The sequence below is a fragment of the Pandoraea sputorum genome (assembly GCF_000814845.2).
In the GTDB taxonomy this organism is placed as follows: Bacteria; Pseudomonadota; Gammaproteobacteria; order Burkholderiales; family Burkholderiaceae; genus Pandoraea; species Pandoraea sputorum.
The window spans coordinates 1,784,157-1,808,117 of sequence record NZ_CP010431.2; the positions used below are offsets into that span (position 1 = coordinate 1,784,157).

At 62.2% G+C, this 23,961-nt stretch carries 19 protein-coding genes, 1 tRNA gene and 1 pseudogene; 13 read left to right on the plus strand and 8 right to left on the minus strand.

Annotation, left to right across the window (positions count from 1 at the left end; genetic code table 11):
* Window positions 1-14 precede the first annotated feature (14 nt).
* Window positions 15-593: a hypothetical protein gene (locus NA29_RS26630; protein ID WP_039397357.1), complete on the minus strand. Its 579-nt coding sequence runs from the start codon at window positions 591-593 to the stop codon at window positions 15-17.
* A gap of 13 nt (window positions 594-606) precedes the next feature.
* On the opposite strand from NA29_RS26630, the gene rpoD reads away from it, so the two are divergent.
* Together rpoD and NA29_RS07995 are read left to right on the plus strand one after the other, a co-directional pair.
* On the plus strand, window positions 607-2,712 hold the full coding sequence (gene rpoD, locus NA29_RS07990; RefSeq protein WP_039402733.1) for an RNA polymerase sigma factor RpoD: 2,106 nt from the start codon (window positions 607-609) through the stop codon (window positions 2,710-2,712).
* Window positions 2,713-2,740: 28 nt separating this feature from the next.
* A tRNA-Ile gene (locus tag NA29_RS07995) sits at window positions 2,741-2,816 on the plus strand.
* Between the two features lie 82 nt (window positions 2,817-2,898).
* Here NA29_RS07995 and NA29_RS08000 read toward each other — a convergent pair.
* Window positions 2,899-4,011, minus strand: coding sequence for an agmatine deiminase family protein (locus NA29_RS08000; RefSeq protein ID WP_039397359.1), 1,113 nt, complete (start codon window positions 4,009-4,011; stop codon window positions 2,899-2,901).
* 163 nt (window positions 4,012-4,174) lie between these two features.
* On the opposite strand from NA29_RS08000, the gene NA29_RS08005 reads away from it, so the two are divergent.
* Together NA29_RS08005 and NA29_RS08010 are read left to right on the plus strand one after the other, a co-directional pair.
* A complete protein-coding gene (locus NA29_RS08005; protein WP_052252619.1) occupies window positions 4,175-5,119 on the plus strand; it encodes a LysR family transcriptional regulator in 945 nt (314 codons plus the stop codon).
* Between the two features lie 147 nt (window positions 5,120-5,266).
* Window positions 5,267-5,746 carry a carboxymuconolactone decarboxylase family protein gene (locus NA29_RS08010; RefSeq protein WP_039397361.1) on the plus strand — a complete coding sequence of 160 codons (480 nt, stop codon included), beginning with the start codon at window positions 5,267-5,269 and terminating at the stop codon, window positions 5,744-5,746.
* A gap of 87 nt (window positions 5,747-5,833) precedes the next feature.
* Here the strand turns inward: NA29_RS08010 and NA29_RS08015 are convergent, their stop codons facing one another.
* The 3 genes from NA29_RS08015 to NA29_RS08025 form a co-directional block, all read right to left on the minus strand.
* Window positions 5,834-6,850 carry a LysR family transcriptional regulator gene (locus tag NA29_RS08015; RefSeq protein ID WP_039397363.1) on the minus strand — a complete coding sequence of 339 codons (1,017 nt, stop codon included), beginning with the start codon at window positions 6,848-6,850 and terminating at the stop codon, window positions 5,834-5,836.
* 180 nt (window positions 6,851-7,030) lie between these two features.
* On the minus strand, window positions 7,031-7,465 hold the full coding sequence (locus NA29_RS08020; RefSeq protein ID WP_039397365.1) for a cupin domain-containing protein: 435 nt from the start codon (window positions 7,463-7,465) through the stop codon (window positions 7,031-7,033).
* Window positions 7,466-7,595: 130 nt separating this feature from the next.
* Window positions 7,596-8,504, minus strand: coding sequence for an RNA polymerase sigma-70 factor (locus NA29_RS08025; RefSeq protein WP_052252620.1), 909 nt, complete (start codon window positions 8,502-8,504; stop codon window positions 7,596-7,598).
* A gap of 310 nt (window positions 8,505-8,814) precedes the next feature.
* Between NA29_RS08025 and NA29_RS08030 the strand changes: the two are divergent.
* The 4 genes and pseudogenes from NA29_RS08030 to NA29_RS08045 all read left to right on the plus strand — a co-directional run bounded on the left by NA29_RS08030 (window position 8,815) and on the right by NA29_RS08045 (window position 14,274).
* A pseudogene (locus tag NA29_RS08030) lies at window positions 8,815-9,731 on the plus strand (MBL fold metallo-hydrolase).
* Between the two features lie 265 nt (window positions 9,732-9,996).
* Complete coding sequence (locus tag NA29_RS08035; RefSeq protein ID WP_052252621.1) at window positions 9,997-11,877, plus strand: methyl-accepting chemotaxis protein; 1,881 nt, start codon at window positions 9,997-9,999, stop codon at window positions 11,875-11,877.
* A 213-nt stretch (window positions 11,878-12,090) separates the two neighbouring features.
* Window positions 12,091-12,447: a GFA family protein gene (locus NA29_RS08040; protein ID WP_039397369.1), complete on the plus strand. Its 357-nt coding sequence runs from the start codon at window positions 12,091-12,093 to the stop codon at window positions 12,445-12,447.
* Between the two features lie 231 nt (window positions 12,448-12,678).
* Window positions 12,679-14,274, plus strand: a complete 1,596-nt coding sequence (locus NA29_RS08045; protein WP_052252622.1) for a methyl-accepting chemotaxis protein — start codon at window positions 12,679-12,681, stop codon at window positions 14,272-14,274.
* Between the two features lie 251 nt (window positions 14,275-14,525).
* On the opposite strand, the gene scpC is transcribed toward NA29_RS08045, so the two are convergent.
* On the minus strand, window positions 14,526-16,022 hold the full coding sequence (gene scpC / locus NA29_RS08050; RefSeq protein ID WP_039397371.1) for a succinyl-CoA:acetate CoA-transferase ScpC: 1,497 nt from the start codon (window positions 16,020-16,022) through the stop codon (window positions 14,526-14,528).
* A 203-nt stretch (window positions 16,023-16,225) separates the two neighbouring features.
* Here scpC and NA29_RS08055 point away from each other — a divergent pair, with 203 nt between their 5' ends.
* Window positions 16,226-17,128, plus strand: coding sequence for a LysR family transcriptional regulator (locus NA29_RS08055; protein WP_039397373.1), 903 nt, complete (start codon window positions 16,226-16,228; stop codon window positions 17,126-17,128).
* 1 nt (window position 17,129) lies between these two features.
* On the opposite strand, the gene NA29_RS08060 is transcribed toward NA29_RS08055, so the two are convergent.
* A complete protein-coding gene (locus NA29_RS08060) occupies window positions 17,130-17,447 on the minus strand; it encodes a hypothetical protein (RefSeq protein ID WP_150659816.1) in 318 nt (105 codons plus the stop codon).
* Window positions 17,448-17,657: 210 nt separating this feature from the next.
* On the opposite strand from NA29_RS08060, the gene NA29_RS08065 reads away from it, so the two are divergent.
* Window positions 17,658-19,253 carry an EAL domain-containing protein gene (locus NA29_RS08065; protein ID WP_084103549.1) on the plus strand — a complete coding sequence of 532 codons (1,596 nt, stop codon included), beginning with the start codon at window positions 17,658-17,660 and terminating at the stop codon, window positions 19,251-19,253.
* Window positions 19,254-19,430: 177 nt separating this feature from the next.
* Window positions 19,431-19,721 (plus strand): hypothetical protein, encoded by a 291-nt coding sequence (locus tag NA29_RS08070; RefSeq protein ID WP_039397379.1) that lies wholly within the window; start codon window positions 19,431-19,433, stop codon window positions 19,719-19,721.
* Between the two features lie 123 nt (window positions 19,722-19,844).
* On the opposite strand, the gene NA29_RS08075 is transcribed toward NA29_RS08070, so the two are convergent.
* Window positions 19,845-20,498, minus strand: a complete 654-nt coding sequence (locus NA29_RS08075; protein WP_039397381.1) for a hypothetical protein — start codon at window positions 20,496-20,498, stop codon at window positions 19,845-19,847.
* Window positions 20,499-21,076: 578 nt separating this feature from the next.
* Between NA29_RS08075 and NA29_RS08080 the strand changes: the two genes are divergently transcribed.
* A complete protein-coding gene (locus tag NA29_RS08080; protein ID WP_039397382.1) occupies window positions 21,077-22,444 on the plus strand; it encodes an MFS transporter in 1,368 nt (455 codons plus the stop codon).
* Window positions 22,445-22,629: 185 nt separating this feature from the next.
* Window positions 22,630-23,847 (plus strand): multidrug effflux MFS transporter, encoded by a 1,218-nt coding sequence (locus tag NA29_RS08085; RefSeq protein WP_039397384.1) that lies wholly within the window; start codon window positions 22,630-22,632, stop codon window positions 23,845-23,847.
* The last annotated feature ends 114 nt before the right edge of the window (window positions 23,848-23,961 follow it).

A 23,961-nucleotide genomic window follows, 5' to 3' on the forward strand; every position in this document is an offset into this window, starting at 1 on the left:
CCCGCGTGCTATAATTAAAGGTTTTCAGTGGGCTGTTTTCTGGCAAGCGAGATCGCTATGGCAAAGATGACAACGACCAGCGGAAAAAAGACGGTTATCCCTTCACCGACGGCTAAACGCGCGACCAGTGCGGCGGCGGCATCAGGTGGGAAGGGGGCGTCTCGTTCTGCGAAAGCTGGCGTTGCAGCAAAAGCCGGTGCGGCGTCGCAAGCCACGAAGAAAACAGCCAGCCAGGCAAGTTCGGCGAAACGTACTACGCAAACTAAGGCAGCTGCCGGTGCCACGAAGGCAACCGGCAATACAGCTGCGAAGGTGACCGATGTCACCAAGCGCAAGAGTGCGACCGCCGCGACGGTGGGGGCTGCCAAGGCAGCCAGGCCGACGGTGAAGTCCGAGCCGCCCGCCAAGACCGCGAAGGCGGTCAAGGCGACCAAGCCGGCAACGGCCGCGAAGGCGACGGCAGGCGGGAAACCGCAGGCCCGACAACCCGCTGAAAAAAGCGCGAAGAGCGCAACTACCGCCAAGGCTTCGAGCCCGGCGGGCCGCAGTACACCTGCGACGAAAGCCCCACGCAAGACCGGGGCTTCCAGCAAACCGGAGGCAGTGGTGGAGGTTACGCCGGCAGCAGTCGAGCCGGTCGTCCCGACCAAAGCACGCGGCAGAGCCGCGAAGACCGCCGCCCCGGGGGAGCAGAACGTCGCAGCGAATACTAATGATCAACCCGTGAACGAAGATCAGACCAAAGTGGAAAAGCAGAAGGCGCGTGATCGCCGGGCAAAAGAGAAAGCACTGCTCAAGGACGCATTTTCCTCGCACCAGCCCGGTACGGCCGAGGAACTTGAGGAACGTCGTGGCAAGCTGCGGACACTGATCAAGCTGGGCAAGGAACGAGGCTTCCTGACCTTTGCAGAGATCAATGACCACCTCCCCGACGATGTGGTCGAAGGCGACGCGCTGGAAGGCGTGATCGCAACGTTTAACGACATGGGCGTGGCTGTCTATGAGCAGGCACCCGATGCCGAGACGCTACTGCTCAACGACAATGCCCCGAACGCTGCGACGGACGACGAAGTTGAGGAGCAAGCGGAAGCGGCCCTCTCGACGGTCGATTCGGAGTTCGGCCGCACGACCGACCCGGTGCGTATGTACATGCGCGAAATGGGTACGGTCGAGCTGCTGACGCGTGAAGGGGAAATCGAGATCGCCAAGCGCATCGAAGAAGGCCTGAAGCACATGGTGCAGGCCATCTCCGCATGCCCGACGACGATTGCCGAGATCCTGGCGATGGCCGAGAAGGTCGAGCGCGAAGAAATGCGTATCGACGAAGTGGTCGACGGCCTGATCGATCCGAATGCGGAAGCCAATGCGGCCGCCGCAGCCTCTGACGACGAAGACTTCGACGCTGATGCGGAAGAAGAAGAGGAAGAAGAGGAAGAGGAAGAAGGCGACGAGGAAGAGGATAGCAGCAACGGCGGCGCAGCTTCGGCAGCGCAGGTCGAGCAGCTCAAGCGTGACTCGCTCGCCAAGTTCGCCGTGATCGCCGACTGGTTCGGCAAAATGCGACGTGCGTTCGAGAAGGAAGGCTACCAGTCGAAGCCGTACGTGAAGGCTGGCGAGTCGATCCAGGCTGAACTGATGACGATCCGCTTCACGGCGCGTACGGTCGAGCGTCTGTGCGACACGCTGCGTTCGCAGGTGGACGAAGTGCGCAACATCGAGCGTGCGATCCTGAACATCGTGGTCGACAAGTGCGGCATGCCGCGTGCGGATTTCGTGTCGCGTTTCCCGGGCAACGAAACCAATCTCGACTGGATCTACACGGTCGTGGCCGACAACAAGGCGTACAGCTCGGTGGTTGAGCGTAACGTGCCGGCCGTTCAGGAATTGCAGCAGAAGCTGATCGACCTGCAAGCGCGCGTGGTGTTGCCGCTGACCGAGTTGAAGGACGTCAATCGCAAGATGTCGGAAGGCGAGCGCCGTGCCCGTAAGGCAAAGCGCGAGATGACCGAAGCGAACTTGCGTCTGGTGATTTCGATTGCGAAGAAGTACACGAACCGTGGTCTGCAGTTCCTGGATCTGATTCAGGAAGGCAACATCGGCCTGATGAAGGCGGTGGACAAGTTCGAATACCGTCGTGGTTACAAGTTCTCGACGTACGCGACGTGGTGGATCCGTCAGGCCATCACGCGTTCGATCGCGGACCAGGCACGTACCATCCGTATTCCGGTGCACATGATCGAAACGATCAACAAGATGAACCGGATTTCGCGTCAGATTCTGCAGGAAACCGGTGTCGAGCCGGATCCGGCGACGCTGGCCGAAAAGATGGAAATGCCGGAGGACAAGATCCGCAAAATCATGAAGATCGCGAAGGAACCGATCTCCATGGAAACGCCGATCGGTGACGACGACGATTCGCATTTGGGCGATTTCATTGAAGATACCGGCACGGTCGCACCTGCCGACGCCGCATTGCATGGTAGTATGCGCGACGTCGTGAAGGACGTGCTCGATTCGCTGACGCCGCGTGAAGCCAAGGTGCTGCGTATGCGATTCGGTATCGAGATGAGCACGGACCATACGCTCGAGGAAGTGGGCAAGCAGTTCGACGTGACGCGTGAGCGTATTCGTCAGATCGAAGCCAAGGCGCTGCGCAAGCTGCGTCACCCGAGCCGTTCCGACAAGCTCAAGTCGTTCCTCGAAGGCAATTGATTGCTGCTGAGCGAGCGCCGGTAGTTTAGGGCCGTTAGCTCAGCGGTTAGAGCAGGGGACTCATAATCCCTTGGTCGCTGGTTCGAACCCAGCACGGCCTACCAGGAATAGGGCCAGCAGATGAAAGTCTGCTGGCCCTTTTTTGTTGTCAGAACGATTGGTGTCCGAATAAATACGGCCTGACGCTCAAGCCGGTTGCTGTTGCGTCGTGCAGTGAATGCCGCCACCGCCACCGGCAATGCCATCGATATCGAGTTGCACGATCTCCCGTTTCGGGAAGAGATCGCGTAGCTTGTCCCGCGTGCTGTTGTCCGTCTGACGATCGCCGAACTGCGGGGCGATGACAGCGCCGTTGCACACGTAAAAGTTGACGTAACCGGCCGCAAATTCATCGGCCTCATAAGTGCCGCGAACGCTGTTCGGGCCGGGAAGCACAACCACTTGTAGTTTGCGCCCCGAGGCGTCCGTCGTCTGACGCAGAATATCGAGATGGCGCATCGTCACCGCGTGATCGTAAGACGACGTATCGTTATCCAGGTGCGCAATCACAACACCGGGCCGTGCGAAGCGCGCGTAGAAATCGGTGTGCCCGTCGGTAATGTCCTTGCCCGCGATCCCCGGCAACCAGACGATCCTGCGCAGCCCCAGAAGTCTCATCAGCTCAGCCTCGCACGCCGCCTTGCCGACCCCCGGATTGCGGTTCCGGTTGAGCACACAACTCTCCGTCATGATGGCCGTACCGTCGCCGTCGACCTCGATGCCACCGCCCTCCAGCACCAGACGTGTGGCGAGCACTCGCGCCCCCGTTTTTTCGGCGACGAAAGCGGCAACTTCTGCATCGTCGTCGCAAGACTGCTTGCCACCCCAGCCATTGAAGTTGAAGTCGACGGCCGCCTTTGCACCGCTGCGGGAACGGACGAAAACGGGGCCGGTATCACGCATCCACAGATCGTCGATGGGCTGCACGATCAGGTTCACCTTGCTGCCGCACATGCGCTCGGCCACGTCGTAATCTTCTCCGCGAACCAGCATATTGACGCGCTCGAAGCTCCCGATGGCCTGCGCAATGCGTGCAAGCCCCTCACGCGCTCCGCGTTGCAGACGACGACCCCAAACGTCCTCGCTTGGCCCGAACGCCATCCATGTGGCGGCGTGACGCTCACCCTCGTCCGGCATGACCCACTCGGCACCGCTGGCGGCACTCGCGTGGCGCATCAGACCGACGCCAAACGCCCCGGCCAGCATCGCGGCGCCGGACGTCAGTAATCCCTGCTTCATGAAACCTCGCCGTGTCGGCATTTCCCAATTCTCTTGATGATGATTCGCACGATTTCGCCATCGGGTGACCGCGGGTGCGTCGGCGTGTCAGGCAGTGCACGCAGTTTGAGGTGCATTACCGATAAAGAAAAACGAGATGTTTTGCTACTATTAATCAACTTTTCTCATATCTTGCGAGGATTCGATGAATCGCCAGCGAATTCCGTCACTCAAGTTGCTCATGGGTTTCGAGGCGGCGGCGCGTCACGGAAATTTCTCGCGTGCGGCAGACGAACTGCATGTCAGCCAGTCTGCGATCAGCCATCAGGTGCAGCAGTTGGAGGAGGAGGTGGGGCAGCCGCTGTTCCGGCGGGTCGGACGCGGCGTCGAATTGACCGTTGCTGGCGAGGTATTGCAGCGCACCGTGCAACGCTCGATCGACACGCTGCGCAGCGGATTGGGCCGCATCTCGACCTATCTCGATCCCGGGCTGGTCGTGATTGCCGCCCCGGCAGAAGTGCTGCACGGCTGGCTGAGCCCGCGCGTCGACGACCTGCTCGCGCAAGTTCCATCGTTATGCCCGATGTTGTCGACGGATGAATCCGCGCGTTTCATCGACGAGACCGACATCGATATCGTGATCGGTGACCGGCCGCTGCAGCAGGCGGGACTGCTGGAGATGCCGCTGTTGCGAGACGAGTGGGTGATTGTCGCCAGCGAGGCATTGGCAGAGCAGTTGTCCGGCAGCCCGCCTGAGAAGCACGCAGAGATGACATCGCTGATCTGTCTTGAGGAGAGCTTCACGCGCGACGCCACGGCTTCGCTGTTCCGCAATCAGCTGGCCGCCTTTCATAAGCACGCGATTTACGACGACGAGCGCCTGCTGCTCGACGCCGCACTGCGTGGTCGTGGCGTCGCCTGCGTATCGCGTCTGGTCGCGGACGAATGTCTGCGGCAGGGGCGCTTGCGCATACTTGCCGGTTATCCGAAGATCGCGGGGCATACGTGGTGGATTTCGCGTGTCGCCGGGGCGACGCGCTCGCCGGTCGTGACGCAAGTGTTCGACTGGCTTGTTGCGACGGCTGAACGGATGAGCAATATGAACGATGTGAACGACACGAGCGACGCGCACGGATCGCACTCGCCGTGAGACATTGTTGTCATCGAGGCAACACAATAGTCCCCGCCTGGGGGCTTCTGACGTTACTCGCATGGACCTACGATGGAGATGTTGTTCACGTATGCGTAAATCCCGTCAACGGATGACGGGGCGCGCCAACCCAATGAGGAAGTCACCATGAGCCAACGTCTGAACGCCTTTGCCCAATCCCCGGAACTCTTCAAGAAGTTCGTCGAATTCGGCATGCTGCTCAAGTCGAGCGCCATCGAGTCGTCGATCCTGAGCCTTGTTGAAATCCGTGCCTCGCAAATCAACGGGTGCGGCTTCTGCCTCGACATGCACGTCAAGGAAGCGAAGATCCGCGGCGAGGGCGAACTGCGTCTGCATCACGTCGCGATCTGGCGCGAATCGACCTTGTTCTCGGCACGCGAGCGTGCCTGTCTCGCCTGGACCGAAGCGCTCACCACGCTCGGCGCGCACGGTGTGTCCGACGAAATCTACGAACGAGTGCGCGGCGAACTGTCGGAGAAGGAAATCTCGGACCTCAGTTTCGCCATCATGGCCATCAACGGCTGGAATCGCCTCAACGTGGGCTTCCGCACCGTTCCCGGCTCGGCCGACAAGGCTTACGGGCTGGACAAGGCCAACTTCAGCTGAGCGGTCATTTGTGGTCGTCCCCCTCAAAGTCCAATGCACGAGAGGGGGCGGCCGTCGTGCGTACGCCCGTCGAATATCCGCACCTGCCTATGCGGCGTGCGCCTGATTCACCTGCAGGTCCTCGTGCAAGACATGCAGGTCCATCGCGCGGATCTGCTCCGTCATGTAGTCGATAAATACGCGAATGCGCGCTGGCAAATGTTGTCGGCTCAGAAAACACACGAAGTGACCCCGGTCCTCCGGCGCATATTGCGGCAAGCAGGCAACGAGACGGCCGTTGCGCAGGTGATCGCCCACCTGGTAGGCGGCCATTTGCGCGATGCCCTGAGCGTCGAGCACCGATTGCAGCACGAGGTCTTCGTCGTTGAAGGTCAGCATGGCATTCGGCAAAACCTTGCGCGACCGCCCGTCGACCCTGAACTCCCATTCCGACACCCGACCCGACGCCAGGCGGAAATTCACCCCCCGGTGATCGGCGATCTCGTCGACGTTCTGCGGAAGCCCGTGTTTCGCCGCATAGTCGGCAGACGCACACAGCACCATCTGCATCGGGATGACCTTCCTCGCGATGACCCGGCTGTCTTCCATCCGGCCGTTACGAAACGACACGTCGATACCATCGGTGGTGAAGTCGGTCGGGCTGTCATCGAGTACCAGTTCGATGGAGATGTTCGGATTGGCTTCGCGAAATCCGCCCAGCAGCGGCGCCAGAATCTTGCGTCCGAAGTCCACGGTCGAGCACACGCGCAGTTGTCCCGAAGGCGGACCTTCTCGCAACTCGCGCATGTCGTCCATCGCCTGCACGATCCGCTGTACACCCGGATGACACTGCTCGTAGAAGCGCTTGCCTTCGGCGCTGAGCGACGTGTTGCGCGTCGTGCGGACAAAGAGGCGCGTGCCGAGCTGGTCCTCGAGCTTCTGCACACTGCGACTGACCGCCGAGCGGCCGATGCCCAGCCGGTCGCCCGCCTTGGCAAAGTTGCCTTCGGCCACCACGGCGATGAACGCCACGACGCCCGCATAACTTGTCGCGAAACTGTCGGCCAGCGAGTCTGCCCGCTTGGGACTCTGGGAGATCGAGAGTGCTGATGAATGTGTCGACATGGTCACTGGGCCGCCGTTGGTTGTGCCTGCTGATAAGACGGCCCGGCGATACGTTCTGTGACATCGAATGCAAAAAAAGCTGACCTTCCAGGGGAAAGGCCAACTTTGAAGCGCACCGGGCAGGGCGCACGGTGAAGCGTGGGCGGTTTGGGCAGCGTGCCGCGGTTCAGCGCACCGGGGTCATTTGACCGGAATCAACGCCGGGGCGCCTTGTTGCTTGATGAGCGTGACCAGAAATCTGGCGGGTTTCGTCTTGCTGGCGTTGCGCCCGACCGTGTGAACGTCTTCGGGGCCTTCATAGAACGTCTGACCGGCCGTGAGCGTGACTTCCTTACCGCCTCTGACTTGCATGACGATACTGCCTTCGAGTACATACACGAAGCCATAGGCGTTGTGGCGATGCACCGGGTCCTGCGCACCGGGCGGGTAGTCGACGATCAGCATCAGCGCGTCTTTGCCGGGAATGTCCGGCAAGGCTTTTTCCATCAGTTCCGACACGACGGGCTGCGGCGGCGCTGCGTTCGCGACCGGTCCAAGGAAGGCACCGGTGACGGCAAGCGTTAAGGCGCTTGTCGCCAGTTGGGTGCGCGTGGCGCGTTTCGTGATCTTCAACATGGCTTGTCCTCGGCAAGGGGGAATCCTTATCGTATGAGGGCATGCCGTGCGCCGGTAGCACCGCGCAGGGGATCGCCATGTTGCCTGTTGCGCACCAAAGCCGGTGCGCTTGTTTCAGTGCATCAGTGCACTACCGCTTCCCGATGGCGGCGGCGATGCGTTCGAGCTTGTCGGGATTGCGTTGCACCAAGATGCGCGTGAGACGTTCACCGTCGGTCTCAAACGACTGCGCGGACTCCAGCTCGCCGTCGATGAAGCGTAGCAGCGCCCATTGCCCGTTGATCTGGACCACGTCGGTACGCATCGAGTCACGAAACCGGAGCGTGCCCGCGTAGAAAAGTTGCGCCAGACGTTTGCCACCGACCAGACTGCGAAAGGCGTTGACCTTGCCGCCGCCGTCGCCCACGAGCTCGGCATCGTCGCTGAGCAGCGCGTGCAAGCCGTGGAAGTCGCTGCGTTGCATGGCGTCGGAAAATGCGAGCAGCAGACGGTGCAGGGTGGCGCGTGGCACTGCCTCGCGGGGCGTGCCGTCGCGCAGTTGCTGCCTTGCACGACGCACGAGTTGACGCACTGCCGCCGGTGTCTTGCCGAGTGTCTGCGCGATGTCCTCATAGTCGGCGTCGAACACGTCACGCATCAGGAAGGCTGCGCGGGCATCGGGCGAGAGGCGTTCGAGCATGTACAGGAAAGCCACCGAGACATCGTCGGCCAACTCGTGTGCTTGCTCAGGCGTCGCCGGGGCGGACATCAGCATCGGCTCTGGCAGCCAGACGCCGGTGTAATGCTCACGCTCCGCCTTCGCGGCGCGTAGGCGGTCAATCGACAGACGCGTCGTGATGGTCACGAGCCACGCTTCCGGCGTCTCGATGGTCGCGCGCTCGGTGCCGTTCCAGCGTAGCCATGCTTCCTGCACCACGTCTTCGGCCTCGGCTACAGCGCCCAGCATGCGGTAGGCGATCGCGTACAGGCGGGGGCGATGGTGTTCGAAAACCAACAGCGGGTTGTGGTCGGAGCCAGCGTCGGAAGCAAGGGCGGTCATGAGGGAGAGGGAAAGTGCCAGTGGCAAGGCTTCGGGCGGTTCATTTTGCCCCACCGCATGTCCCTCGACAAGGACGCACGGTGTTGCCTGCGCGGCAACAATTCGGCTCGCGTCGGGAGCGACGTCGACATCTGCGCCGTGCCGTGTATCGCGTGTGCATTGGTGCATGAAGCACAACAACGCGCTTCCTCCCGGCTATCTACCGCCATCGTGGGACGGCACCTACGATGCAGTCGCTTCACGGCATTTCATCCCCGCACATACCCCCCAGAATCCGGCCGACAACCGGCCGCGCTTGAGGAGATTCACGATGACCGCGACAGACAACACTTTGTTCGCCAGCGAAGACAGACCCGTCGACCTGGTGCCCTCCCGTTACGCGCTGCGCATCGGCGACATCGAAGCGATGGTGATCAGCGACGGCGTGCTGCCGTTGCCGACTGCGACGATGGCCACCAACGTTGCGCCGTCCGATCTGGCTGCGTGGCTCGACGACATGTGCATGCCGCCGGACGCCTTCGACTGGCCGCTCAATGTGATGGCGGTTCGTAGTGGCAGCCAGACCATTCTCATCGACGCCGGGTTGGGTGGTCAGTTTCCAGGCTTCCCGCGTGCAGGCCTGTTCCCGCAGCGACTCCAGGCCGCTGGCATCTCGCTGGAATCGATCACGGACATTATCGTGACCCACATGCACATGGATCACGTGGGCGGCCTGCTGGTCCCCGAGGTCAGGTCGCGTCTGCGTCCGGACGTTCGTATCCACGTGTCGGAGACGGAAGTCGCTTTCTGGACGTCGCCCGATTTCTCGCACACCGTCATGCCTGCGCCGGTCCCGCCCGTACTCCGTACGACGGCGACCGCTTTCTACAACGCGTATCGCGAGCAGTTGCAGACGTTCGAGCATTCGCGCGAGGTCGCGCCGGGTGTGACCGTTCGCATCACGGGCGGCCATACGCCGGGGCACAGCGTGGTCGATCTCGTCTCGGGGATGAGCGGCTGACGTTCGCAGGGGACGCCATGTTCCCGGTCGGCTTCGATCATCCCGAGTGGCAAAACGGCTTCGAACACGATCCCGAAGAGTCCACGCGTGTTCGCATTGGCCTCTTCGAAGAACTCGCGCAGAACCGTGGCCTGCTGGTGGCGGCCCACCTGCCGTTCCCTTCGCTCGGCCGCATTGCGCGCAATGGGGATGCCTACCGTTGGGTGCCTGTGATCTGGGATTTTTGAGCGCCTGAATCTGGGGGGAGGGCGCCATTCATTGCCCGCCGCCCTCCCCGGACAGGTGGCTTCCTCGATGTCGATTCGTATCCCTGACGTTTCGCTATCCGTAACGATTGGCGAATCAGGAACCAGATATTCGGGTAAATACCTAAAGTTTTCGCTGTGACTGCCGTAATTTCCGAGGTGGAACCTCCCACCTCGTGGAGCCGGTAGCCTGGGTGCCGGTCTCTTGTCTTTCGACCCCCCCTAGCCGCAGGCCTGCCTCGACAGCATGACAGTATCTTCCCTTAGAACACGCATCATTCTGATCGCGTGTGCCACCGTCATTGGTGCACTGATCCTTTCCGGCATTACCACTTACATCATCGTGCGCGACAGCATGATGTCCACCATCTCCAACACGCTCGACGCGGTCGCACGGGGCAACACGCTCGCGGTGGAACGCTGGGCGGCCGCCAAGGGCCAGTCGGTCGTTGGCACCGCCGCGGCCGTCGAAAAGGGCGAGCAGGGCGTGGCGCTCACAAAGCTGCTCGGCGCGACCAATGGTTTCCCGATTTCCAGCATCGGCTGGAGCGACAAGTCGTACTTCTCCAGCGGCCCCACGCCGCCCGACTACGATCCGACCGCACGCCCCTGGTACAAGGGCGCGACTGCGGCGGGCAAGCTGACCGTCGTCAAGCCGTATGCCGACATCGCCTCGGGCAAGCTGTATGTGTCGTTCGCCGCCCCGATTCTGCGGGACGGACAGACGCTCGGTGCCGTGAGCGGGGCCGTGCCGCTTGACGCCGTGCAGGACGTCGTCAAAGCCGTGCATCCCACGCCGTCGAGCCTGGCGTTCGTGGTCTCGCGTGACGGTCTTGTCATCGCACACCCCGATGAGAAGTTCATGCTCAAGCAGTCGAGCGAGCTCGCCTCGGCGCTCACGCCCGACGCGCTCGTCAAGATGGAGCACGGCACCGAGCCGACGGAAGTCGAACTCGGCGGTGCACCGAAGCTCGTCAAGACGCAACCGGTGCCGGGCACCGACTGGCTCTTCGTCGTAGCGCTCGACAAGGCGGAGGCCACCGCCGGTCTTTCGCGCGTGTTGAGCGGCACAGTCATCTCGCTGATCGTGCTGACGTTGTGCGCCATCGGTATCGCGAGCTTCTTCACGTCGCAAGCGTTCCGTCGTCTGTCGCAGGTGCGTGACGCCATGGATACCATCGGCTCCGGCGGCGGCGATCTGACGCGTCGTCTGGATGTCGTCGGTCACGACGAAGTCGCGCAGATCTCGACCTCGTTCAACGCGTTCGTCGACAAGATCAGCACCGTGATGCTCGATGTGCGCTCCGGCGTTCACGGCATGACCTCGGCCACCAGCGAAATCGAAATGGGCAACCGTGATCTGTCACAACGTACGGAGTCTTCCGCCGGTACGTTGCAGGAGACGTCGGCGGCGCTCACCGAGCTGACGGCCAGCGTCAGGCAGACGGCCGAGGCCGCCGAACACGCCACGCGTCTGGCAGGCGACGCCAGCGATGCAGCCGCGCGCGGCGGTGAAGTCGTGACCGGTGCTGTCACCACGATGAGCGAAATCGCCAAGTCGTCGGAGCGCATTACCGAGATCATCGGTGTGATCGACGGCATTGCCTTCCAGACCAACATCCTGGCGCTCAACGCTGCGGTGGAAGCGGCGCGTGCGGGGGAGCAGGGACGTGGCTTCGCGGTCGTGGCCGGTGAAGTGCGCACACTGGCGCAACGCAGCGCCGCTGCCGCGCAGGAAATCAAGACGCTTATCGAAGCCTCGGTGCAGAACGTCAAGAGCGGCACGCAACGCGTGCAGGCGGCGGGCGACACGATGGGCGAGATCGTCGACGGTATTGCCCGCGTGCGCCGCCTGATCGGCGAGATTCACTCGGCGGTGACGGAGCAGAGCACCGGGATCAGCCAGATCGACCGTAGCGTGGCCGAAATGGATCAGTCGACGCAACAGAACGCGGCGCTGGTGGAAGAGTCGGCTGCGGCGTCCGCAATGCTCAGCGAGCAGGCGCGCAACCTCGCCGAGACCGTGGCGCTGTTCCAGCTTCGCGAGCACAGCCGTCACGGTGTCACCGTGATGCACACGCCCCAAGGCGGACGCGGTTCGCGTGACGAACCGGCACTCGCGGCGTAAATGTATCAGTGAGCGCATCAGCGAGCGCTTCGGCGCGTTCGCTGACGCCGCTCCACCGCGTCACCTTTGGCACGCCGGCGCACCGCCGCCGGACGCTGCCCGCCCGCTGGAATTTGTCGCACAATGGGGCGCATTCCGGCGGGCACTTCCCGAAGTTCCTCCCATCCAGAATCGCCGCCGGTAGCGTTTCCCTTAACTCGAAGGAGACACGTCATGGCGAATCAGCAATACTCAGGCGGCTGTCATTGCGGCGATCTTCGCTTTGCCGCGAATATTGATTTGTCCAAAACAATTACGTGCAATTGTTCTATCTGCAAAAAGCGCGGGTTGATTCTTGCTTTCACCCCGATTGCAGAGTTCTCACAAACGGCTGGCGAAGGAAAGGCGCGGGAATATCTTTTCAATAAGCACGTCATTCGTCACCAGTTCTGTCCGAATTGCGGCGTCGAAGCTTTCGCGTTTGGTCAAATGCCGGATGGGGCCAAAATGGCCGCAGTAAATGTGCGCTGCATCGACGACATCGATCTCGATGCCGTCAACCCAACACCCTTCGATGGTGCCAGTCGATGATTCGATAGATCATTAAATATATGACGTTGCGTATTTAATGATATTTTCCCGATCGTTGGTTTAATCATCAAAGCCGGTGAAATAAAACTCTGAAAAAACGTTTCGGTTTCAGGTATTCGGAATATTTCGAAAACCATTGCGTGAGAATCAGGGGTTTATTGGCTCAAGTTTTCTGAATGGTCACCCGTTATCGCATGCGATTGTTATCGTTTTTTCGCATATGGAGTGGGCATGAAGTTCTTGGGTAGTCTCAAAATCGGCACACGGCTGACCGTCGGGTTCGCCATCACGCTGATTCTCTTGTGTATCGTGGGCGGCATGGCTGTCTATCAGGCGTCGCGCATTTACGGGGGAACACGCGATCTGGCCGACAACTGGCTGCCCAGCGTGCAGACGCTCGGTACCGCGCAAGTGGCCGCCAACGCGGCGCGGCGCGCAACGCTCGCCACGCTGCTGACGACCGTCGAAAGCACGCGCAAGGACGAAGAGGCCAAACGTCTGGCGTCTATCGACCTGATGAACAAGACGCTCGACAGCTACAGCAGCATGGTGGCATCGAGCGAAGATCGTCGAGCCTACGACGCAGTGAAGGCGGCCTGGGCCGACTATCTGGCCCTCGACAATCGTGTCGCCGCGCTGGAGCAGGGCGACGACGAGGCAAAGACGCAAGCCCGCACTATCGTCATGACGGAGGCCGTCAAGCGCTTCGCGATGCTCAGCGACCGGCTGGCCGAGCACGTTGCCGTGAACCGCGCGGGTGCCGTCGGCGCGACGGACGCCGCGGCAGCCAACTATCACGCCGCTTTCATCGCCACCGTTGTGTTGATTCTTCTTGCGCTGGCCGTGGCGACATTCACGGCATGGCTGATCACGCGCTCCATCACGGGGCCGATCGGCCGTTGTGTGGAGATCGCTCAGACGGTCGCGCGCGGGGATCTCAGTTCGCGTATCGACGTGCAAGGCCAGGACGAACTGGCGCTGCTGCTCGGTTCGCTCAAGGATATGAATACCAAGCTCGCGCAGGTCGTGGGTCAGGTGCGCAACACGAGTGAGAGCATTGCCACCGGCTCGGCGCAGATTGCCGCTGGCAACACCGACCTGTCCTCACGTACGGAGCAGCAAGCGGCGTCGCTGGAGGAAACGGCGGCGAGCATGGAAGAGCTCACGACGACCGTCAAGCAGAACGCCGACAACGCGGAGCAAGGCAATGTGCTGGCGTCGAACGCTTCGCACATTGCACAACGCGGCGGAGAAGTCGTGCGTCAGGTCGTCGAGACGATGCGCGAAATTTCGGACGGTTCGGCACGCGTGGCGGACATCACGAGCGTGATAGAGGGGATCGCGTTCCAGACCAACATCCTCGCGCTCAACGCGGCCGTCGAAGCGGCACGTGCGGGTGAACAGGGACGTGGATTCGCGGTGGTTGCAGGCGAAGTGCGTACGTTGGCACAGCGCAGTGCGAACGCTGCGAAGGAAATCAAGGAGCTGATCGATGCGTCGACGCGTCAGGTGAGCGACGGTGCGAAGCTCGTCGCCGAAGCGGGCAACACGATGGACGAAGTGGTGCATGCCGTTAAACGAGTGACCGATCTGATGGCGGAAATCGCCGCCGCGTCGACCGAGCAACGCACGGGCATCGAGCAGGTCAATCAGGCCGTCATGCAGATGGATACCGTCACGCAGCAGAACGCGGCGCTGGTGGAAGAAGCCTCGGCGGCCGCCCAGTCGATGGCGGCACAGTCGAGCGGCCTGCGCGAACTGGTGTCGATCTTCCGGATCGACGGCGCGGCCAATCAGGGACAGGCGGTCCAGCGGATTTCCGCCTGAGCCTCGTTTAGCTGTGTCCGGCTGTGTCCCGGTGCGTCTCAGTGCAGACGCACCCCTCACCTTGTAAAAAACGGCTCGCCCGCGCACGCCGGCGAGCCGTGAATGCCGGAACGCTCTCACCAGCGTCCGGCCCATGAGACCGCATGCGTCTCACGTTCTTCTCGGCACCGACACTTAGGGTCGATGCCGGCCAATCGGCGTCCGTTCGCCCGCCCCCAGGCGATGGCGTCCGGCACCGATGTCCAATGACGTTATTTCCCCGCCAGCATCGAGCCGCGCTCGCGCAAGTTGACGTGCAGATCGAACGCTCGCTCAAGTGCGTGCGGCGTCTGCCCGCCAAAGCGTTGGGCGTCGCGATAGTAGTCGCGCAGCACTTCGCGGTAGCTCGGGTGCGCGCAGTTGTCGATGACGAGATTCACGCGCTCGCGCGGGGCGAGGGTGCGCAGATCGGCTAGTCCCTGCTCCGTCACGATGATGTCGACATCGTGTTCGTTGTGATCGACGTGTGGCACCATCGGGACGATGCTCGAAATCTTGCCGTCCTTGGCAATCGACTTCGTCGCGAAGATGGCCATGCGCGCGTTGCGGGCAAAATCGCCTGAGCCGCCGATGCCGTTCATCATGTGCGTGCCGCCGACGTGCGTCGAATTGACGTTGCCGTAGATGTCCACTTCCAGCGCAGTATTGAGCGCGATCAGTCCGAGTCGACGAATCACTTCCGGATGGTTGCTGACCTCTTGCGGACGCAGCACCAGCTTGTCGCGATAACGCGCCAGCTGCTTGAATACGCGGTCCTGCACCGCCTGCGAGACCGTGATCGATGAGCCTGAAGCGAACACCATCTTGCCCGCGTCCATCAGATCGAACGTGGAGTCCTGAAGCACTTCCGAGTACATCGTCAGGTCTTCGAACGGCGATTCGATGAAGCCGCTAAGCACGGCGTTCGCAATGGTGCCGATGCCCGACTGAATCGCGGGCAGGGTGTGCGGCAGGCGTCCGCGCGAGACTTCGTGCTGGAAGAATTCGATGAGATGCCCGGCGATACGTTGCGTGTCGGCGTCCGGCGGCAGCGCGTTCGAGGCGCTGTCGGGCGTGTCGGTAATGACGATGGCCGCGATCTTCTCCGGCGCGATCCTGACGACGTTCGTCCCCACGCGGTCGCGCACATCGACGATCGGCAGCGGCGCGCGATGCGGACGCTGGCCGGGAATCCAGATGTCGTGCATGCCTTCGAAAGCGAGCGGCTGCGCGAGGTTAATCTCCACGATGACCTTTTCCGCGAGGATCGCGAAGCTCGCCGAATTGCCGACCGACGAACTCGGCACGAGGCCGCCGTCTTCGGTGATCGCGACCGCTTCGATCACCGCGACGTCCAGCTTGCCGAACTGACCGGTGCGCAGGAATTCGACTGTCTCGGAGAGGTGCTGGTCGACGAACATCACTTCGCCGCGATTGATCGCGCTGCGCAACGTCGTGTCGACCTGAAACGGCAGCCGCTTGGCGAGCACGCCAGCTTCCGTGAGCGTCTTGTCGGAGTCATGCCCCAGCGACGCCCCGGTAATCAGCGTGATCTTCATCGGGTGGGCTTTGGCCCGACGGGCCAGCGCAATCGGCATGTCCTTGGCGTCGCCGGCGCGGGTGAATCCGCTCATACCGACCACCATGCCGTCGCCGACGAGCCTGGCGGCATCGTCGGCACTCATCACCCGGTCGCGCAGCGACGCCAGGCGAATGCGGTCTTCAAACATCGTGAGGCTCCTCGTCTCTTCTCGTCTCTTATTCGAATCTCTTGGATTCTTGGCGCGCCCGCGATGGATATGCCGGTCTGCGCTTGACTCGAAGTGTATTGACCCATCGGTCACATTTCCAATATATTGAACATTAAGTTTCCATACTTTTAATGTATTGGCGATGCAGAACCCTATGGCATCGGGCTGACGGAGGAGCGGTCATGGAATTGCGGCATCTGCAATATTTCATTGCGGTCGCGCAGGAGCGTCATTTCACGCGTGCGGCGGCGCGGGTGGGCATTCAGCAACCGCCGCTGAGCTTGCAGATAAAGCAGCTGGAAGCAGAGTTGGGCGGGCCGTTGTTCGTGCGCCTGCCGCGCGATGTGGTGCTCACGGAGTTGGGCGAGGCGTTCTTGCCAGAGGCGCGGCAGATTCTCGAGCGCGTGGAGCGCGCCCGGCGGCGCATGCAGCAGATCTCACGGGGCGAAGCCGGGCACATTCGCATCGGTTTTGCCGGTGCGACGTATTTCGAGCCACGGATTCCGGCGTGGATTCGCGACTTCCGCGCGCGCTATCCCGACGTGCAGTTACATCCCCAGCAGAGCAATACGGCCAGCTTGCTCACGGCGCTGGTGGACGATGCGGTCGACGTGGCGTTCGTGCGCACGCCGTTCGACGTGCCGCCCGGCATCGTCAGCGTGCCGGTCGTGGACGAGCCGATGGTGCTGGTGCTGCCGCTGGGGCATCCGATGTGCGCGCGGGAGCGCGTACCGCTCGCAGCGCTCGCGCAGGACGAATTCATCCTGCTGCCTCGCGACATCAGCCCGGCGCTCTACGACCGCACGGTGGCCGCATGCGAGGCGGCAGGATTCCGGCCGAAGCTGGGACAGGAGGCGCCGCAGATCACGTCCATCGTGCCGATGGTCGCGGCGGGCTTCGGGGTGTCGCTCGTACCGGCGTCGGTGAGTCAGATTCGTACGCCGGGCATGGGCTTCTGGCCCATCGATGCCGCAGGCGGCAACGTGCCGCTAGCGCCGATCAGTCTCGCCTATCGAGAAGACCATGGCTCGGCGGCGCTGGATCGCTTCATTGCGATGATGCCGGCAGCGGACGCCGCCGAATGACTCAGTGATAGCCGCGTTGCCCGGGGCTCGGCAAGGCGTCGTCGTCGGTGGATTCCCAGCCGTTCGCACGCAGTCTGTTGGTGAGCAGCGGATGAATCATCACGGCGTAAAGCAGGCAGGTCGCGGGCAGCGAAATCGCCAGGAGCGATTCATTCCAGAGCAGAGCGGGGCCGATGGCGAGCACCGTCCAGAGGAGTGCGTGCCACGTGAAGCCGTACGCCAGCAGGTAGAGCGGGCCGAGAAAGAAGGCCGCGATGCAGGACAGATACGAAATCTCGATGACGTCGCCGTTCGCGGGATGGCGAAATTTGAGTGTCATGGCGAGTTCGCTGTCGATGAGAAGAAGTCGCCACGTTACCCCGGCGTCGACCCAAAATCGTCCCACTCATGCGCGGAGCTACGAGCCAGCGGCCAGGCCCGTCGCGGCCGCGTTCAGCGGGGCATTGTGTGGCAATCCGATGCATCCGACCGGCGGTAGGCTACACTGCTTGCACGCCCCGCAACGGGGCACCCCCGTGGACGCCTCTCCATGCAAATGCTCAGAAGGTTGACCCGCTGGTTGCCGGTACTCGTCGGCGCATTGGCGGGCATGCTGGTCATGCTGCTGATTGGACAGATCGCGCAGACGCGTATCGACGATTTTCGCCTGCGCGCTTATGTGCAGGACATCATGGGCTTCATGAGCGATGCGTCGGTGTCGAGCCGCAACGCGTTGCACGACGCGATGTACAGCGGCGCGGTGCCTTGTAACGACGCGGACATCCTGGCGCTGCGTCGCGTCGCCATGCGCAGTCCCTATTTCCACGACATCGCCCGGGTCCACGATTCGCAACTGCTGTGCTCCGCTGTTTCGGGGCGCTTCGATCCCCCACCGGTACTGCCGCCCGCCGACCATGAAACGCGCAACGGTGTGAAGCTCTGGCATACGCTCACGGGCATCGTCACGCCGGGGGTCCAGGTCAATGCGATGGGCATGGGCGACGTGGTCGTCTTTAGCCCGCCGGTGTTGCCTGAGCGGCTGGCGACGCCGGAGCCGGGCTTCGCGTCGGTGGCGTCGACGAGCGATATGCGCTTCGTCTTCTGGCGCGCGGGACTCGCCGAGGACCAGCAACGCATTACGCTGGGCGAGGCGTCGCGCTGGCTCGACATCGGACCGGTGCGCCAGTTCTCGCTGTGTTCGAACAGCGTGGATGTGTGCGCGTCGGCGGTTTATACGTCGTCGCGGATCGTGACCAACCTGTGGGGATTGCTGCTGACGCTTGCCATTGGCGCGGTGGCCGGCGGCGCGCTGGGGCAGTCGTGGCGTCTGCGCCAGCGTTATCGCACGTCGATCGACTGGGTGACGCAGCAGGCCGCCGAGTCGGGCGGCATTCACCTCGTCTATCAGCCGCTGGTCAGGCTGCGCGACGGGAAGACGGTTGGCGTAGAAGCGCTCGCACGCCTGAACGACAGCGCGGGCAACCCGATTTCGCCGGACATGTTCATTCCTATTGCGGAACGACGCGGCGTGATCGGTCTGATCACGCGTCAGGTCGCGCGTCAGGCACTGATCGACATGCACGGACGGGCACTGGCCGACCCCGAATTCCACATCAGCATCAATCTCGCGGCCGTGGACGTTGTCGATCGCACCTTCCACACGTTTCTGAACCATTTGGCCGCATCGCTGCGAGTGCCGCGCGCACAGATTGCGCTGGAGGTGACCGAACGCTCCACCGACAACATGACGCGTCTTCGCGAAGCGCTCGATCGGCTACGCGTGGACGGCTATCAGATTCACATCGACGACTTCGGCACCGGGTTTTCGAATCTCGCGTACTTGTCGACGCTCAATGTCGATGCGCTGAAGATCGATCGCATGTTCACGCAGGCCATCGGGACGGATACGGTGGGCAGCGCAATCGTCGACCAGATCTGCAAGATGGCGGCGCTGCTGAACGTCGAGATCATCGTGGAGGGATTGGAAAGGCAAGCGCAGGCGGACTACATGCTGGCGATTTGCCCCGATGCGATCGGGCAGGGATGGTTGTTCGGCAAGGCGGTGCCTGCGGACGAACTTGAGGATTCCGGTCGGCGTATCAGGCAAATTACCGAGAATAACGACAACGATTCGGGACTACAGTGAAATCACCGTGGTCCTGATGTGCCCCCGACCTCCACGGACTGTCCGGCTCGCCGCCCTGGCGAGCCGCTTTTTTTTTCGAACGTCGGTCGGAATTGATGAACATGTTACGATTCCTCAAAAAACAGCATCGGCTGGCAGGCCGGCAGACCTTTAGCTGTCGCTTGAGAGAGGGGACTTATGACAGATTCGTTCAAATTCCAGTGGCACTACGTTAGCAATACGGCGCCAGGACGTCCGTTCGAACTGATGGGTGCGATCACACCGCGTGCCGACAAGCGCTTTGACGGCGCAGTCGACGCGTATTGCGAAGGCGATTACATCGGCCGTTGCGAGTTCTCGAGCATCGACGCGGTTTGCGCGTCCGATGCGGCCGCACAGATTCGAAAACGTATCGAATGCCGCATCGAGGATCGCGTCGCAAGAGAGAACGAGACGGCTCGCAACACGACGCAAAGCACGACGCATTAAGCGCAACGTCCTGCACGACGACACGCAAGCCGATCGGCTTGCTTCACTCATACATCACTCGCAAATGACGCGCAGCCCCTGCGCGCATCGAACGCTCGCGTTGCCCGAGCGGCCCTCGGCCGCTCAGCGCCAGCGATGACAGCAACGGCCACCCCAGCCGCCCCAGCCACGTCCCCATGAGAACGAAAGCGACACATTGCTGAGCCACGGCGATGGGGCGTATGCCGGGTAGACCGGCGCATACGCAGGGTAGGCCGCATAGGCCGGATAGGCCGGATAGGCCGGATAGGCGGCGTACGGCACGAAGCCCGGGTCGGGCGAATACGACGAGTAGGCGGAATACGTCGAGTAAGCGGCGTTACCCTGCGGCGGCACGTAGTCGGGCGGCACCGGCGAACCGTTCGGGTAGGTCGGGTAGGCTGGGATTGTGCCAGGACGTGCTGTTTGTCCCGAGGGTGCGGGTGGCCGATAGTCCGGCGGGACGGGCGAGTTGTTGCCGGGCTGGAAGTCGCGCGGCACAGGCGAGCCGTTTGGATATACGGGCGCAGGTGTGGGCGCGGGGCGTACCGGTGTCGACGCAACGGTCGGTGTCGGCACGGGCGCCGTCGCGACGTCGCCATTCAGAACGGTGCCCGGCGCAGCGCGCAAGGCTTGCGGCGCCGTGGGGGTCGGGGAGAGCGTCAGTGCGCCGCCCGGGTACTGCACGACGTAACAGCCGGCAAGCGAGCCGACCAGCGGCACAACACAAAGCAGGGTGGTGAGTGGTGCGAGTTTCATGGCGTCGAGTGTAGCGCAGGAAGATGCGTCGGCTACGTCGCTGCCCGCCCGCATGCATTACGTTCCGTTAGCGCCCCTGCGCTCCAAAGCGATGCGCCGAAGACGTTACGAATGCGACAGGCAAAAAAAACGGCCAGCGCGTTGCTGGCCGTGAAATCCACCAGGAGGAGGTGGAGGAGACAGGTGCAACTATATCAGGGAAATCCCTAGACGGGTAAACCTTTGTTAAAAAAATCTGTAGAAAAACCACATCTGCGACAATTCGTCGCTTTTTTGCCCGCGAATCGCCTAATTCCCCGTCCCGTATAGCCATTTGGTGCATCACCGAGGCGTTCTCCCATCATTCAGATGGAGAAAAACCACAAAGATAGCGACCGTTTGCCAGGGCGACGGATATTTCTCATGCGCCCGACCGCAATCCGATGCGCGTCCGACAATGATCGCAACCCCCGGAAATCTAAGTGTTTACACCAAGCATTGATTTACGTTCGGCGATATAAACTTCCGCAAAGCGTAATTTCCCCGGCGGCTCGACCGGGACGCAAAACCGCGAAGTTGCGAGAACGTTTGGAGACAGGATGAAAGCAGCAGAAGTGAATGTGGGTGCTCTGATCGACGAGAGTCGACTGGGCGGTTATCAGTGGTGGGTGATCGCGCTGTGCGCGATGTGTCTGGTCGTGGATGGTTTTGACGTTCAGGCCATGGGTTATGTGGCGCCGGTGGTCATTCGCGAGTGGGGCATTGCCAAGGAAACGCTCTCGCCGGTCTTCGGCGCGGGGTTGTTCGGCATGCTCGTCGGCTCGCTGACGTTCTCGGCGCTGGCCGACAAGTTGGGCCGCCGTCCGGTGCTGATCGGCGCGACGCTGTTTTTCTCCGTGTGCATGATCGTCACCGGCTTCGCCAATTCGATCACCGAGCTGATTGTGTGGCGCTTCGCTGCCGGGCTGGGGTTGGGTTGCATCATGCCGAACGCGATGGCGCTGGCAGGCGAGTACAGCCCGCGTCGCATCCGCGTTTCGCTGATGATGATCGTGTCGTGCGGCTTTACGCTGGGCGGTGTGGTCGGCGGGTTGATTACTGCCGCCATCATTCCCGATCTGGGCTGGCGCGCCGTGTTCTACATCGGTGGGGCCATCCCGCTGGTGCTGGGCCTGCTGATGTGGGCCTCGCTGCCGGAATCGATCCAGTTCCTGATGTTCAAGAAGGGCCCGAAGCCTGGCGATAACGCGCGTATTCGCAAGCAGTTGTTGCGTGTCGCGCCGGGCGCGAACGTACCGGCGGACGCCCGTTTCATCCTCGACGAGCAAAAGGCGAAGGGTGTGCCGTTCATCGAGCTGTTCAAGGACGGCCGCGCACGCGTGACGATGCTGCTGTGGGTCATCAACTTCGCCAACCTGCTCGACATGTACTTCCTGTCGAACTGGCTGCCGACGGTGATCCGCGACGCAGGCTATTCGACGCAAGTCGCCGTGATGGCGGGCACCGCCCTGTGGGCGGGCGGCGTGATTGGTACGCTGCTGCTCGGACGTGTGATCGACCGCGTGGGTTTCACCAGCGTGCTGGCCGTGACGTTCCTGATTGCGATTGCGGCCACGGCGGCCATCGGCAATCCGGTGGTGATGGTGTCGATGGTGGCGGTGTTCGTGGCGATCTTCTTCGCAGGCTTCTCGATCATCGGTGGCCAGCCGGCGCTTAACGCACTGGCCGCGACTTACTATCCGACGTCGCTGCGCTCCACCGGCATCGGCTGGAGCCTGGGCATCGGCCGTATCGGTTCGGTGCTGGGGCCGGTGCTGGGCGGCGCGTTGATGCATCTGCAATGGTCGTCGTCGTCGCTGTTCCTTGCTGCGGCGGTACCGGCATGCGTATCCCTGATCGGCGTGCTGGCGATTGCCCGCACCCAGCGCGGCGACGGTGGCAATCTGCGCACCGCCACGGCAAGCTGATTGGCCTGGTGCAATGCGCAAAAACGGACACATGCATGCGACAGCGACATAAGCAGCGGTTAAGTGTCCGATAACCATCGAGTATGAAAGTGCGACGCCCGCCAGCGTTATCATGGCGGGCGTCGTCGTTTTTGCGACGTCTCCTGCGATGCGTCAGGCGTCGCACAGCATAATCAAAACGATAAATGACCTCGACGTCCGAACTCTCTCCTGCCTTGCCATCCGAGCGCGTGCTGTTGGGCATTCTCGGCCTGTTCATGATGATCGCGCCTGCGTCGACGGATATGTATCTGCCGGGGCTGCCGACGATGCGTCACGAACTCGGCGCGAGCGCTGCGGCCACCCAACTGACGCTCTCGTATTTCTTCCTCGGCTTCGCTTTCGGACAGTTGGTCTGGGGGCCGCTCGCGGATCGCTTCGGGCGTCGCAAGCCAATGGCGGCGGGGATCGTGTTGTACGTCTTCGGCAGCATCGGCTGCGCGTTTGCCGACAGCATCGACCACATGATGATGTGGCGCTTCGTGCAGGCGCTTGGCGGTTGTGCCATGCCGGTGATTGCGCAGGCCATCGTGCGCGACGTATACGGCCCGCGTAACAGCGCGCGCGCCTTCTCGATCATGTTGCTGGTGATGAGCGTAGCGCCCATTGTTGCGCCGCTGGTGGGCGGACAGATGCTGCGCTTCACGACGTGGCGCGTGATTTTCGGCATTCTCGCGGTGTTCGGCGTGGGGGCATTGATGGCGTTGTGGCGTCTGCCGGAGACGGGCAACGTGAACGGCCGTCAGACGGGCGGGCCGCGCGCCATCGCCATGTCGTACTGGCATTTGCTGCGCGACGTGCATTTTGTTGGCTACATGGTGGCGGGGGGCGCCGTCTTCGGGGCGTCGTTCACTTACATCACCGGCACGCCGCTCGTATACATGGAGTACTTCCATGTCTCGCCGCAGTTCTTCGGTGTGTTGTTTGGCATCAATATCGTCGGCATGGCTGCGATGACGATGTTCAATTCGCGACGCGTGGGACAGATAGGTTCGTACCGGCTGATGCGCATTGGCATCATCGGGTGTGCGATCGTGACGTCGGTACTATGCGCTGCGGTGTGGATGGGCGTCGTACTGCTGCCGCTGATGGTGGCGATGCTGTTCCTGTTCATGTCGCTGCGCGGCATCATCACGGCGAATTCGGTGGCGGGCGCGCTCGCGAATCACCCGACGCGCGCCGGGGCTGCGGCAGCGCTCGTCGGCAGCGTGCAGTACGGCTTCGGTTTTGCGGCAGGTGGCTTGCTCGGCTTGCTAGGAGACGGTTCGCCTCGGCCGCTCGTGACGGTGATGTGCGGCTTCGCCATTCTGGCGCTCGTGTCGCTAATGACGATGTTGCGCAAGCCGCAGAGCTTGTCGCACTAAGTCGGACCAAGTCCGACTATGTCCGTAGCGCGGCGGGTCAGGACGACCGGCCCGTTGAAGCGGGCGCCGCCTATCGCAGCGCCCCTTCGCTTGTTTCTCAGCCTTCGTGTTGTC

What these genes read in the sequence shown, in the direction of transcription:
- NA29_RS08000 (WP_039397359.1), bottom strand. Translation starts at nt 4,011, where the DNA reads ATGCCGACACGGCGAGGTTTCATGAAGCAGGGATTACTGACGTCCGGC.
- NA29_RS08005 (WP_052252619.1), top strand. Translation starts at nt 4,175, where the DNA reads ATGAATCGCCAGCGAATTCCGTCACTCAAGTTGCTCATGGGTTTCGAG.
- NA29_RS08010 (WP_039397361.1), top strand. Translation starts at nt 5,267, where the DNA reads ATGAGCCAACGTCTGAACGCCTTTGCCCAATCCCCGGAACTCTTCAAG.
- NA29_RS08015 (WP_039397363.1), bottom strand. Translation starts at nt 6,850, where the DNA reads ATGTCGACACATTCATCAGCACTCTCGATCTCCCAGAGTCCCAAGCGG.
- NA29_RS08020 (WP_039397365.1), bottom strand. Translation starts at nt 7,465, where the DNA reads ATGTTGAAGATCACGAAACGCGCCACGCGCACCCAACTGGCGACAAGC.
- NA29_RS08025 (WP_052252620.1), bottom strand. Translation starts at nt 8,504, where the DNA reads ATGACCGCCCTTGCTTCCGACGCTGGCTCCGACCACAACCCGCTGTTG.
- NA29_RS08035 (WP_052252621.1), top strand. Translation starts at nt 9,997, where the DNA reads ATGACAGTATCTTCCCTTAGAACACGCATCATTCTGATCGCGTGTGCC.
- NA29_RS08040 (WP_039397369.1), top strand. Translation starts at nt 12,091, where the DNA reads ATGGCGAATCAGCAATACTCAGGCGGCTGTCATTGCGGCGATCTTCGC.
- NA29_RS08045 (WP_052252622.1), top strand. Translation starts at nt 12,679, where the DNA reads ATGAAGTTCTTGGGTAGTCTCAAAATCGGCACACGGCTGACCGTCGGG.
- scpC (WP_039397371.1), bottom strand. Translation starts at nt 16,022, where the DNA reads ATGTTTGAAGACCGCATTCGCCTGGCGTCGCTGCGCGACCGGGTGATG.
- NA29_RS08055 (WP_039397373.1), top strand. Translation starts at nt 16,226, where the DNA reads ATGGAATTGCGGCATCTGCAATATTTCATTGCGGTCGCGCAGGAGCGT.
- NA29_RS08060 (WP_150659816.1), bottom strand. Translation starts at nt 17,447, where the DNA reads ATGACACTCAAATTTCGCCATCCCGCGAACGGCGACGTCATCGAGATT.
- NA29_RS08065 (WP_084103549.1), top strand. Translation starts at nt 17,658, where the DNA reads ATGCAAATGCTCAGAAGGTTGACCCGCTGGTTGCCGGTACTCGTCGGC.
- NA29_RS08070 (WP_039397379.1), top strand. Translation starts at nt 19,431, where the DNA reads ATGACAGATTCGTTCAAATTCCAGTGGCACTACGTTAGCAATACGGCG.
- NA29_RS08075 (WP_039397381.1), bottom strand. Translation starts at nt 20,498, where the DNA reads ATGAAACTCGCACCACTCACCACCCTGCTTTGTGTTGTGCCGCTGGTC.
- NA29_RS08080 (WP_039397382.1), top strand. Translation starts at nt 21,077, where the DNA reads ATGAAAGCAGCAGAAGTGAATGTGGGTGCTCTGATCGACGAGAGTCGA.
- NA29_RS08085 (WP_039397384.1), top strand. Translation starts at nt 22,630, where the DNA reads ATGACCTCGACGTCCGAACTCTCTCCTGCCTTGCCATCCGAGCGCGTG.